The sequence below is a fragment of the Treponema sp. C6A8 genome (assembly GCF_000619925.1).
Classification (GTDB): domain Bacteria; phylum Spirochaetota; class Spirochaetia; order Treponematales; family Treponemataceae; genus Treponema_D.
This window is the reverse complement of the sequence record NZ_JHVB01000008.1, coordinates 44,979-57,477: the sequence shown is the minus strand read 5'-3', so window position 1 is coordinate 57,477 and position 12,499 is coordinate 44,979. Positions and strand designations below refer to the sequence as shown.

At 41.0% G+C, this 12,499-nt stretch carries 11 protein-coding genes; 6 read left to right on the top strand and 5 right to left on the bottom strand.

From position 1 onward, the window contains the following. Positions 1-30: 30 nt before the first annotated feature. The 3 genes from sppA to T530_RS0107975 form a co-directional block, all read right to left on the bottom strand. Positions 31-1,047 carry a signal peptide peptidase SppA gene (gene sppA, locus T530_RS13920; protein WP_051537899.1) on the bottom strand — a complete coding sequence of 339 codons (1,017 nt, stop codon included), beginning with the start codon at positions 1,045-1,047 and terminating at the stop codon, positions 31-33. After that, positions 1,040-1,786, bottom strand: coding sequence for a DUF975 family protein (locus tag T530_RS0107980; RefSeq protein ID WP_027728559.1), 747 nt, complete (start codon positions 1,784-1,786; stop codon positions 1,040-1,042). Before T530_RS0107980 ends, sppA begins: the two co-directional genes overlap by 8 nt. Before the next feature lie 64 nt (positions 1,787-1,850). Continuing rightward, the gene (locus T530_RS0107975) at positions 1,851-2,453 is read right to left on the bottom strand and encodes a CYTH domain-containing protein (RefSeq protein WP_156011590.1); all 603 of its coding nucleotides are present in this window, start codon (positions 2,451-2,453) and stop codon (positions 1,851-1,853) included. Between the two features lie 22 nt (positions 2,454-2,475). Between T530_RS0107975 and T530_RS0107970 the strand changes: the two genes are divergently transcribed. The 4 genes from T530_RS0107970 to T530_RS0107950 all read left to right on the top strand — a co-directional run bounded on the left by T530_RS0107970 (position 2,476) and on the right by T530_RS0107950 (position 6,896). Further along, on the top strand, positions 2,476-3,471 hold the full coding sequence (locus T530_RS0107970) for a tRNA-dihydrouridine synthase family protein (protein WP_027728557.1): 996 nt from the start codon (positions 2,476-2,478) through the stop codon (positions 3,469-3,471). A 27-nt stretch (positions 3,472-3,498) separates the two neighbouring features. Continuing rightward, on the top strand, positions 3,499-4,425 hold the full coding sequence (locus tag T530_RS0107965; RefSeq protein ID WP_156011588.1) for a hypothetical protein: 927 nt from the start codon (positions 3,499-3,501) through the stop codon (positions 4,423-4,425). An 80-nt stretch (positions 4,426-4,505) separates the two neighbouring features. Next, complete coding sequence (locus T530_RS0107960) at positions 4,506-5,984, top strand: glycine--tRNA ligase (RefSeq protein WP_027728555.1); 1,479 nt, start codon at positions 4,506-4,508, stop codon at positions 5,982-5,984. Positions 5,985-6,134: 150 nt separating this feature from the next. Further along, entirely contained in the window at positions 6,135-6,896 is a 762-nt protein-coding gene (locus T530_RS0107950) for an aldo/keto reductase (protein WP_027728554.1), read from the top strand. Between the two features lie 10 nt (positions 6,897-6,906). Here T530_RS0107950 and T530_RS0107945 read toward each other — a convergent pair whose 3' ends face one another. Further along, a complete protein-coding gene (locus tag T530_RS0107945) occupies positions 6,907-8,334 on the bottom strand; it encodes an HD-GYP domain-containing protein (protein WP_027728553.1) in 1,428 nt (475 codons plus the stop codon). A 305-nt stretch (positions 8,335-8,639) separates the two neighbouring features. On the opposite strand from T530_RS0107945, the gene T530_RS0107940 reads away from it, so the two are divergent. Both T530_RS0107940 and T530_RS0107935 read left to right on the top strand, forming a co-directional pair. Next, positions 8,640-9,305: a DUF4912 domain-containing protein gene (locus T530_RS0107940; RefSeq protein WP_027728552.1), complete on the top strand. Its 666-nt coding sequence runs from the start codon at positions 8,640-8,642 to the stop codon at positions 9,303-9,305. A 23-nt stretch (positions 9,306-9,328) separates the two neighbouring features. Continuing rightward, positions 9,329-10,924: a 1,4-alpha-glucan branching protein domain-containing protein gene (locus T530_RS0107935; protein ID WP_027728551.1), complete on the top strand. Its 1,596-nt coding sequence runs from the start codon at positions 9,329-9,331 to the stop codon at positions 10,922-10,924. 180 nt (positions 10,925-11,104) lie between these two features. Here the strand turns inward: T530_RS0107935 and T530_RS0107930 are convergent, their stop codons facing one another. Next, positions 11,105-12,400, bottom strand: coding sequence for a UPF0164 family protein (locus T530_RS0107930; RefSeq protein WP_027728550.1), 1,296 nt, complete (start codon positions 12,398-12,400; stop codon positions 11,105-11,107). Positions 12,401-12,499: the final 99 nt, after the last annotated feature.

Genomic DNA, 12,499 nt, shown 5'->3' with positions numbered 1-12,499 from the left:
CCTTCATCTGTGTATATCTGCGGCTATTTATTATTGAATGTACATGTACATAGGGCCGTCGCTAAGCTGGTTGATTTCCTTCATTGCCTTTACAGGAATTCCAAGCTGAGCGGCAGTCTGATTCATGAACAAATCTGAAATCTGGCCGGTAAGGTAATCACGGATATTCTGTTTCTTTTCTTTCTTGTAAGTTTCAATTTTAATGCCAGGTTTTTCCAGCACCTTTTCTGTGAAAGTTGAAAGGCAGTTTTCCCATGAATCAACGTGGTCAATCAGTTTGTTTTCCAGAGCCTGGCGGGCTGTGTAAATGCGGCCGTCAGCAAGTGTTCGGACTTCGGCAAGCGGCATCTGGCGGCTGGTAGAAACAATTGAAGTAAACTGGTCGTAGCATTCATCACAGATTGACTGCATGATATCAAGCTGCTCCTGAGTGTAGGCTTCTGTCATGTGACCCATAGCCTTGTTTTTTCCAGAATGAATTATTGTCGTGCGGATTCCCTTTTCTTTTAAGAGGCTTGAAATATCAACAAACTGGGCAGAAATTACGCCGATTGAACCTGTAAGGGTGTTGCGGTTTGCCCAGATTTCGTTAGCAGCGCAGGCAATGTAATATCCGCCCGAAGCTGCCATACTTCCCATATAGGCATAAACTTTTTTGCCCGAAGTTTTGTAATCCTGCAGGGCAAGGTAAACTTCATCAGCCTGATAAACTGCTCCGCCCGGAGTTTCAAGGAAGAGAACGATACCCTGATTTTTGCTGTCATTTTTCAGCTTCTTTATAGTAGAAAGCAGCCATTTCTGATTGTAATTCTGATTTTCTTCCTGAATTACGCCTTCAATATAAAGAGCGGCAACATATTCGCCTTTATAAGTTTTAGATTCCTCTTTATCAAAGTTTTTATCCAGTACAATCTGATTATCCTTGTCAGAAGAAGAAATTTTAATTGAAGTTTCTTTTCCGCCTTTCAAACTGAGGATGGTTACTGCGATAATCACCGCAATAAGAAGAGAAAAAACTATAATTCCTGATTTAGTATCTTTATTCATTGTAATTAATCTCCGCTTTCTGTAAATCTTCCGGTCTTAATTTACCGGTTTCCAAAGCTTCTTTCATCATTGCGTGGTAGGCATTTATAAAACTCAGCTTCATGTATGGCTTAAGGAAGATAAATCCAAGCCCTGCCGGAATTGAAGCAAGAATTGCCCAGCCCAAAAAGCTCAGGATCATGATAAACAAATCCATTTTATGGCCGTTTGTAATGATATTTGAAATTCTCAGGGCTTTTGGAACTGAGACAGACTTGTATTCTGCTGTGATAAACATTGTCTGCGAGTAAGCAAAAAGTTTTATAATTCCCGGAATTACAAAAAGAAGAGACCAGAGGAAAATCCAGATGGAAGTCCAGAGGGCGGCAAAGATTGCACGAAGCCACTTGTTCAGGCCTTCAAAAAAATCTGAAAGATGAACTGGTTCCGGCGAACGGCTCATTTTTAAGTAAACACAGATTCCTGCCATTTCAAAAATAGCGCTTACTGCAATCTGAATGTAAGAAAGCAGAGTTGAAGTATTGCTTCCACTGGCTGCATTTATTGCGATTGAAAATGAATTTGGTTCTGAAAAATCAATATCCCATAATTCAGGAAGAGCACGGAAAGTTTCAACTGCTTCTGGAATTGCAAAAATAATCATGACAAGCCCTGTGATTATCGTAATGATTACAGGGATGCTCCATCGGCCGCTTAACTGTTGTCGCGCAAAGTATTTGTATTTTTTTCTGTCAAACATGCGGATACCTCTTTTATAAAGTATAAAGCATAATTTTTATTCCCACAACTTCGACCGTGGAAGTCTACAGGCTTTTCAGCATGTCGCGGTAGTAGCGGGGCTCAATCATTTCCTTTGAAATACCGCAGTCTGCAAAAATTTCTTCTATAAATTTTTTACATTTTTTGACAGTTTCTTCGTCATTCTGATTTTTGATGATTTCGATTTCCAGAAAATCTCCGAGAGGAGGAACTTCGCAGAGTTCTACGTGAGCTTTTTCTCCATTTTTGCAAAGGCTCCACTGTTCAACTGATTTTGATTTGTGAAGGTCGATTTTTCCGCCCAGGTCAGAAAATAAAATTTCCAGAGGCGCGGCATTTTCAAATGTGATTTCGTTTTCTTCGTTTACTTCGATTTCCGTGCCGTCTTCATTTTTTTTAATTTCCTTCCTTTTATAAGTCATGTAGCAGGTAGAAGATTTTTCCCCATTCAGGGTGAGTGTTTCCTTTCTGATGCGGGCAGAAATAAAATCACGGCCGTCAGGAGCAACTTTTCCCTGAAGCAGTTCAAAATGATAGTAATCGTCCTCTTTTTCTGTGTGGCCAAGGTATGCTGCTGCTTTATTGAGCTTTTCTATTACTTCTTCGCGATTTTTTACGTGAGCCTTTAATTCAATTTCATAATTCATAAAAAAAATATACACTAGAAGCATGAAATTGATAAGCGGTCCAATGGCGACTATTTCTCATCCGGCATTTAGAATTTTAATAGAAAAGTTTGGCGGCTGTGATGAATACTTTACTGAGATGATTAACGCAGGCACCCTTCTTACCGGCGGCCAGTTTGAAAAATACTATATTGATCCCGCACCCGTACCGGAAAAAGTTGTCTGGCAGCTTACGGGGCACGATGCAGAACATATGGAAAAGGCTGCTCAGGTTTTATGCAAGCTTCCTGGACTTGGTCTTGATATTAATATGGGCTGTTCTGCCCCTGATATTTACCGCTACGGGGCAGGAATCGCCTGGATGCTCAAGCCTCTTTCTGAAACTGAAGAAATGGTAAAAAGGGTTGGCAGGGTAGTGGAAGAATGGAATAAGAGTGCCGGCCTTGAAATGAAAAAACGCTTTTCTGTAAAGCTTCGCCTTGGCGATGACAATTTTACTGATGACGGATTTTTTTCTTTCTGTGATATGCTCCTTGCAAACGGAGTTGAACTTTTGACTCTTCATCCTCGTACAAAAAAGGAAAAGCTTACCCGACCAGCCCGATATTTTTACTGTCAGAAGCTTTGCGAGCGTTATCCTGATATGCCGGTTTATTTGAACGGCAACGTAAAGGATGAAAACAGTCTGAAAAATGCACTTGCAACGGCACCCGGCGTAAAAGGAGTGATGATTTCCCGCGCCTGCGTTCAGAAGCCCTGGATTTTCCGCCAGCTGAAAAATGAAAGAGGGCCGTTTTCTGTTAATATGAAGCAGCTGGCTTTTGACTACATTTCTGACATAGAAAAGTACCAGCCGCCTGAGTTCTGGAAGACAAGACTTCAGCGCTTTTTTACCTACTTCTGCGATAATTTTAAGTTTGCCCACTACGCCCAGACCCAGTTTTTGAACGCAAAAGACAATGATGACCTGCGGACCCGCATAGAAGAGTTCTTTTCTAAGTGCCCCGAAGAGGAAGAAAAAACTTTTTGTAAAATATAACAAGCTGTGGTATTATATAATATGGCTATGAGTGAAGACAACGTTGCATCACCTTCGCGGGAAAACCCTAAGTTTGGCCGCAAGATATTTTTTCTAAATCCGCCTCTCTCTTTTGATAAAGGTATAATTGAGCCTCTTAGAGATGAGGAGTACGAAATTTACGTACTCCCGGATATTCCTTCGACCAAGCCTATCATGCTGGAAAATAAGGATGCAATGCTCTTTATTAACATAGACCACACAATGACCTTCAAGCAGTGGTTTAATTACATCCTTTCCTATAAAGATGACCCTGTTTTGCGTACGATTTTTATCGGAGTTGTTTCTGAACGTGCAACAACAAGCGATCAGCAGCTTTTTCTGGAACATCTAACCCTTCAGTGCGGTTTTCATATTATAAGTACGTCTACCTCTATTCTGCTTAATAATTTTGAAAAGATTCTGGAACTGAATGGTGCCAAGGGTAACCGAAAGTATATCCGTCTTGACTGTAAGGATATTAAGGTTATTTCTGCCTGCTTTGTTAATGACAACAAGCTTTATGAAATTCAGATTAACAACATAAGTTCTGTAGGTTTTGCCTGTACTTTCAGTGAAAATTCTGCCCATCTTTTTAAGGAAAATGCTGTTTTTAATAATATTTCCTTTACCTTCGGGCGAACGACTATTGTATGTCCTTCTGTTGTCTTCCGTATTATGGATAACACAGCTGTATTTCTCTTTACAAATTCCATGCCTTTAAGATACAAGGAGGCAATCAGAACTTTTATTCATACGGTTTTGATTAAGAAATTTGACCTTCACGCTAAAAATACGATGATGAAGGATATGACAAACTATCCTAATGTTATTGATATGTCTGCCATTATTATGGCTAAGGAAGCTGAAAAGAAAAAAGAGATTTTTGACGGTGATACGGACTTCGGAAATCTTGAAAACGTTGACGAGCCTTAACTATTTTCCTTTTTTATGGTATGTTTTCTCCATTAAATTAATTCACGCGGCGCAAACCGGCGTCGCAAAAGGAATAAAAAATGGCAGACACAAAAGACACACATGCATGTACGTTGGACAAAATCATCAGTCTTTGTAAGAGACGTGGTTTTGTATATCAGGCTTCAGAAATTTACGGCGGTCAGGCCGGCGCATGGGATTACGGTCCTCTTGGCGTAGAATTCAAAAGAAACATTCAGAACGAATGGTGGCATTACATGACTCAGCTTCATGATGATGTTGTTGGACTTGATTCAGCAATTTTCCAGCACCACACAACATGGAAGGCTTCTGGTCACGTAGATCACTTTTCTGACCCTATGATTGACTGTCTGGAGTGTCAGGCACGCCACCGTGCAGATAAACTTATCGAAGACTTTGTTGCAGCTAATCCTGACAAAGATCCTGGAAAACCTGTTGATACAATGACTCATGAAGAAATGAAAGAGTACATTGACGCAAACATCAACTGTCCTACCTGCGGAAGCAAGGAACGCAAATACACTGCAGTCCGCGAATTCAACCTTATGTTCAAAACATATCAGGGACCAATTGCTGATGAATCTCACCTTATTTACCTTCGTCCTGAAACATGTCAGGGTATTTTTACAGACTTCAAGAACATCGTTCAGTCAAACCGCATGAAAGTACCATTTGGTGTTGCTCAGGTTGGTAAATCTTTCCGTAACGAAATCATTTTCAAGAACTTCATTTTCCGTACCTGCGAATTCGAGCAGATGGAAATGGAATATTTCTGTAAACCTGGAACTGAAGACGAAACCTTTGAGCGCTGGAGAAAAGACCGCTGGGCATTCTACCTCAAGTACGGTATCCCTGAAAAACAGCTTAAGTGGCACCACCACGACAAGCTTGCTCACTATGCTAAAGACGCTTACGATATTACATACAATTTCCCGATCGGATTTGAAGAGATTGAAGGTATTCACAGCCGTACTGACTTTGACCTTAGCCAGCACATGGAATACTCAAAGAAGGATATGTCTTATATCGACCAGGAAGATGGAAACAAACGCTATGTTCCATACGTAATTGAAACTTCTGCTGGTCTTAACCGCAACTTCCTCATGTTCCTCTGCGAAGCTTACGAAGAGCAGAACGTTGGTACAGACGGAAAAGATGACTACAGAACTGTACTTCATCTTGACCCACGCCTTGCACCAATCACTGTTGCAGTATTGCCATTGATGAAGAAAGACGGTCTTGCAGAAAAGGCAAAGGAAATCCAGCACCTGCTTAAGGAAGACTTTGTAACTGACTACGATACTTCTGGAACTGTAGGTAAACGCTACCGCCGCCAGGACGAAGTTGGTACTCCATTCTGTGTAACTGTAGACTACGATACAATTCAGGAAACAAAAGAAGACGGTTCAAAGAACGAGCTCTTCAACACTGTTACAGTCCGCTTCCGCGACAGCATGGAACAGGAACGCGTTTCTCTGGATGATTTGGTATTCTTCATTCAGAAGGCTATAAAGAATTATAAGCCGGTAGAAAGGTAAGAGGTTATAGGTGTCAGGTTATAGGGATGGGGGAGGTCTCCCCCTCGCTCCAGTTGCTGCTGGCGCAGCATCTTACGCTACCCCCTCTGCGGGGCACATCCCCGCAACGCCCCTGGAACCTAGAACCTGGAACCTGTCACCTAAAGAAATATGGATTATATAAGACTTGGTAAAACAAACGCTTTAATTTCACGCGTGGCTTTTGGCGCAATGCGTCTTTTGGACAGCGAGGGCGAAAACAATGCCGCAAACATTGTCCGCAAGGCCTACGATGAAGGAATAAACTTTTTTGATACATCGCGAAAGACTCCGGAATGCGAAAAACTTTTAGGAGACGCGCTTTACGACATCAGAAAAAATGTATTTCTTTCTACAACTACAGCTTCTACCAGCTCAGAAGAAATTAAGGCTGACCTTGAAACAAGTCTGATGACCCTTCACTGTGATACCGTCGATTTGTATCAGTTTGAAACAGAGGATTTTCTTCCTTTGCCGGACGGCGACGACGGTATCTATAACTTTTTTATTCAGGCAAAGGAAAGCGGTAAAATCAATCATATCGGAATTGTTACCACAAACTTTGACCTTGCTAAGCAGGCTGTTGAATCTGGCTTTTACGACACAATTCAGTTCCCTTTCAGCATGGTAAGTCCTGACGAATCCGTAGAAATCGTAAAACTCTGCGAAGAAAACGATGTGGGATTTATTGCTATGCAGCCTCTTGGTGGCGGCATCGTTCAGAACATTCCACTGGCATTTGGATTTTTGCACCAGTACGAAAGCGTAATTCCTATCTGGGGTGTTCAGACTCAGGAAGAACTGGAACAGATTTTATACTTTTATGAGCATCCGCCGGTAATCGATGAAAAATTCAAGGCAGATGTAGAATTGATTAGAAATTTCTTTAACTGATTTTCACTTATTATTCAAATTCGCTTATATCAACTTCTTCAGTGCCGTCTCCCGACTTTTTAGCGCCGCCCTGTGAAGAAGTTTCGCCAGCGCTTACAGGCACTTTTTGAAACCCTCCAATGCTGCGGGCTTTTTGAACTGCAGGCTTTGTCTCCGCATCTTCAAGTTCCGGCACAGCATTGTTTTCTGCAATCTTTTTTGCCTGGTCCATTGCGTTTTCTTTTGTTTCAACAACCTTAAGGATGTCTTCTTTTTCCTGCTTGGAAAGAATGCGAAGAATTGAAAGGCCTGGAGAAGTCTGAACCGTTTTTGGAGTGCCGTCAGCCTCTTTTTCCGTAATCATCTGAACAATAGGCCACTTTGGATTTATCTGATTTGAATCAATAACTACACCAATCTTGCGGTTTGAAAGATAAACATAAGTTCCAATCGGATAAAGTGAAACAGAGTAGAGCAGGGCTTTTAAAACAACATCATCGTAAGCCTTTTCGCGGTTCTGAATCATTTCCAGAAGGGCGTCAAAAGTTGTTCTTTCATCCTTGTAGGTGCGGGGTGAAGAAATTGCCTCGTATGAGCAGGCAACCGAAATAATTTTTGCAATCGGCTCAATTTTTTCGCCAGGAAGGCGGCGGGGATAACCTAATCCGTTTTCTTTTTCGTGATGTTCAAGAACTCCCAGCTGAACCGGAATAGGGAAGTTCAAATCCTTGATGATAGTGTAGCCGAATACTGTGTGGCGTGAAATCTGAGCCCTCTGGCCTGCTGTCAGTTTTTTTGAGGTGTTGTAAAGCTGAGGAGGAAGACGCAGCATTCCTATTTCGTGCAGAATGCAGGTTACGCCAAGGTCTACCATTTTGGAAAGCGGCATTTTAAGCTGTTGGGCAATAGCAATTGCAATTACTGTTGTTCGTATTGCATGAATTACGATAAAGTTTCTGTCCGATTCTTTTGGATTTGATGCAATGCGGAGAATATAGCGTCTGTTTTCCTTGATGAAAATACAAAGCTGCTGAACTGCGTCCGATAAATCTGCCTGATCGATTACCTTGTGGGTAGAATAATGTGTAAAAACGCGTTCGATGTAGTTCATGTATTCTTCATAAACATCGTGGACTGCATTAAGGCGGGCTTTTTCGCTGTTATCAAAAACAGACTGTTTTGAGTTTTCAATTACTTTTTTTATGTTTACGCTGATTTTTTCGTCTTTTTTCTGAACGATTGCAGATGGCTCAAGTTCAGGCCCATTTTCTTCTAATTCGCCGCCAATACTTAAATTGCCGTCGCAAAGAATATTTTCAACATTCCAGAGTTTAAGCGCTTTTATAAGGCTTTCTGTGACGTCAGCTCCTTTTGGCAGCAATAAAAAAGAACTATCCAGCAGAAGGTCGCCGGTATAAGAGGAATTAGGTTTTAATGATTCTGTAGAAAGCGTTTCCATGCTTTTTTATTTATCAGTATATTATCGGCAATTATACCATAAAAGTTTAAAAGGAATAAAAAAAAGGCTGAAAAACCTCACACGTTTTTCAGCCCCTATAAGTAAACAAAAAAGGATTTTTTTAATCAGGTGTCTGGATGTCTTACCCACCCGAAGTTCATCCCCATTAATTTTATTATCGGGGATTAGGCTTTTGACTTTAGCAATTTTTTCAAAAAAAATATAAAATTTTGAAATATTTTCAGCTTCAGCTTTAGGAAACGGAGTTGACTAATAACGTGTTTTTAGAGATTATTAACTACAATATGGACGAAAAACAGATTAGCCGTGCTTACTTAGAAACACTTTCGTTTTCTGATCTTAGTGTTTTAGCAGATAGATTTGGAGTTGATGTTCCTGTTGATTTGGACAGGCGCTTTTTAATAGCCGAACTTCTGGAAATCAATGAAGAATTGAATCAGAGTCAGGAAGATATGGTTGTAGCCCAGAATTCTGATGATGATGCTCAGGAGTTCAAGCTTCCCCACAATTATAACGAAACTCAGGTTTCCTGCGTGCTCGCAAATCCTGCATGGCTTTTTGTTTTCTGGAATATCGGTGATTCTGATTTTCATGCCCTTAAAAAGCTTGGAAATTACACCTTAAAGCTTAGAATCTGCACTCTGGAATCTTCTAAAGATGCTCTTCCTGTTGAAGCTTTTGAAATTCAGACTGTAAATGAAAGTCAGGAGCAGTTTGTTCTTCTTCCTACCGGAAAAAAATACATCAAAGTTGAATTAGTATATACGACAGCTACTTCTGGAAAGGTGCTTGCCTTTTCACCTGTCATTTCGATTCCTCAGGGAGCCCCAATCCTTACAGATTTACAGCTGGGCCGTGATGACGACAACTTCCCTGAAATCATTAAGCTTTCGGGCATGAGCAAAATATTAAAAAATCAATATAAAAATTACAGACATTCTTTTTCATAATGCTGCAATAAGTGGATACTAAAATGAATAAAAATATAGCCTTTATCATCAAAGCAAATCAGGATTTTGTAAGACATACAGAAAGTGATGTAAAGAAGAATAAACCGATTTTGAACAGTTTGTTTGAATCAATTTCCAATGTTTATCTTCCGCTTCTGGATATGCTGGACAATTTTGAAAAAGAAGGCCTTTTTGTAAAAATAGGGCTGGTTCTTCCTCCTGTTTTGTGCAGCCTGCTTTCTGATGATGCAATTCAGACCCTTTATTCCTTGTGGCTTGATGAAAGAAACGAGGTTGGAAAGAATGAACTTTCCCGCAATGAAAAAGATGCTAACCTTGTAAAGACAATCGAAAGTCAGATTGAACGCAATATCTATCTTAAAAAACTTTTTGAAGAAACATATAAAAAAGATTTGATTAAGGCTTTTGCTGATGGCGCTAAAAAAGGCTATATCGAACTTTTGGGAACCTGCGGAACTGATATTTTCTTCCCTCATTATACAGACATGAAGGAAATTATTTCGGCTCAGGTAGAAAGCGGACTTCATTCATACCGCCAGATTTTCGGCTTTATTCCGGAAGGTTTCTGGCTTCCAGATTTTGGTTATACTCCGGGCGCTGAAAAACTTATTAAAGCTTACGGATATTCTTACACAATCGTTGATGCCCGCTCCCTTCTTCTTGCTCAGAAAATGCCTTCAAAGGGAATTTTCTATCCTGTTCGTACAGAAAACTCTCTTGCACTTTTTGCAAACGACCCTGACTGCTATGATGACGTATTCGGCGAGGAAACTGGTTTTGTAAATGCTCCTGTTTACCGCAACGAAAAACGTGACATCGGTTTTGAACTTGAACTTGATGATTTGCAGCCTCTTATGGATAAAAATACAGCCCGCTTTGCAACAGGCTTTAAATACTGGAACAAGGATTTTTCTAAGGACGGAAACGAAGGCGCTTACTCACAGGATGAGGCTTTTGCTCAGGCAGAAAAAGATGCTGCTTCCTTTGTAGAAAAAAGACTTGAGCTTTTGACAAAGGCTTCTGAAGCTGCCGGCGATTCTGATTTTGTAAATCTTGTATGCACTTTTAATTCTGATGATTTGAAAGCATGGAACGAAAGCTACAAGTGGCTTGAGCTTGTTTTGAGAAAGGTTTTGCAGTCTGATCTGACTCTTGTTTTCTGTAAAAATCTTCTTGAAAAACAGTATGAGCTTGAAAAGATTTCACCTTATTTTTCTGCTGGAAACGGAACAGGCTACGGTGAAAACCTGCTTTCTAACCGCAACAGCTGGATGATGCGCTATGTCCGCAAAGCCTGCGAAAGAATTGTAGACCTTTCTGACCGCTTCCCTAACGACACAGGTCTTAAGACCCGTCTTTTGAACCTTGGTGCAAAGGAACTGATGCTGGCACAGAGCCTTAATCTTGCAAAGATGATTGAAAACGAAGATTACGCTGATTACGCAATCACCCGTTTTAAGGACTCAATTGAAGCCTTTACGATTGTTTTTGATTCTCTTGGTTCGAATACTGTCAGCACAGAATGGCTTACAACTATTGAAATGAAAGATTCTTTCTTCCCTTGGATGAACTACAGAATCTTCAGTAAAAAGAAATAAAGTTACAGGAAAATTAACTTCCGGTCGCAAAGCATGGTGCAAAACCGCGCGATATCGCGCTACACGCTGCTTGCGGCAAAGAAACTATTAGATTGGCCGCTTTTGCGGCCTCCACAAGCAGAGTGTTTTTGCCCCACGCTTTACTCCCTCACGTCAATTTTCTTGAAAAATATTTTTCTATTACTCAAATTTCAAGCTCTCTTTAATCTTTCTAAACATTTCAATTTCACTCTGGGCGCTTTCTATGCCCAGAATTGCGGGGTCGTATCGTTTGTTGATTTTTAAGACTTCATTCCAGACATCAATGGCTTCCTGCCATTTTCCCTGAGAGTAGAGTGCAAGACCTTCCCGGTATAGGGCATCTATCTGATCCTGAACCTTGCTTCTTCCGTTATCGCCGAAGAGGATTTTTGCCCCGATGCTCACGCGGTTGAATGGGTTAAAGGAAGATGTGAAATCAAGCGTATAATTAAAATTCAGGCGCAGTTTAAGAACTTCAAATTCAAAACCTGTGCTGAAGGCCGGGTTAGCACCCTTAAGCTGAAAGCCCATCAGGAATGAAAGGAATTTTGTAAACTGAAGTTCCAGTCCAAGACTTTGATTAAGCTTATAAAGAGTTCCTGTCTGAATGTTTACAGGAAGTTTTACATCAAGGCTTAGGGTAAGAGGCTTTATGAATTTCAAAGAAAGTCCCGTTGCGATGATTGTTGGAAGGGCATCGTCAAGAATAAGGCCTTTATTTCCGCCAAAGCCAGTAAATGCCGCTCCCAGATTCATCACTGAAAGTCCCACTCTTACGTTTGCATCGCGGGAAGAATAAAATTTCAGGAAGTTGAACTGCATCATAAGGCCCAGGTCTGCCATCAGGGCAAGGGCGCTTTGTTCCAGGCCGGAACCTTGAATCAGGCTGTTGGTGTCGTTGTCGGTGTAGTCAGGCATTCCGCGCCAGCCGCCTTTTACTGTCACGCCAAGGGCAAGTCCCTTAAAGTTATAGCCGGCTAAAAAGTTGTAGGAGGCGTTAATTCCGCCCACGGTCTCTGTGTAATAACTTCCCGCAACTCGGTCGCCGAAAAGATTGTACTCGGTGAAGGGCACGTAAAAGCAGCTTAAGAATGAACCCAAAGAAAAGTTTGTTTTTCGCGTGGTAAAGGCAATTGTTTCCATTTTTGAATCAGCAATCCACTGGTTATGGTAAAGGGCTAGCTGAGTCTGATTTTGAATTGAACCTGCGGCAGGGTTGAATTGAAGGTAGCTGACGTCATCACAGAAGCCTGTGAAGGCGGAACCGAGGCTTTCTGTGCGGCCGCCAAAAGGAATCAGAAGGGAACGGAAACTTGTAGTACCTTCATTTTTGTCTACCTGGGAATAAAAAACGTCAGAAAGGGCAGAGGTAACGGAAGAGTAATCCAGCGCATAAATCGAAAGCCGGAGCGTTAAGAGAAATCCTGTAATTAAAAAGCGTCGTGCCATCTTCATGGTTTTTCTGACTGTATGGTATTCTAACTTTTTAAAGATTTTCCCTTTTTTCTCGGGCTTTTTGCTACAATATATAAGTATAAATTCCGAAAATTATAC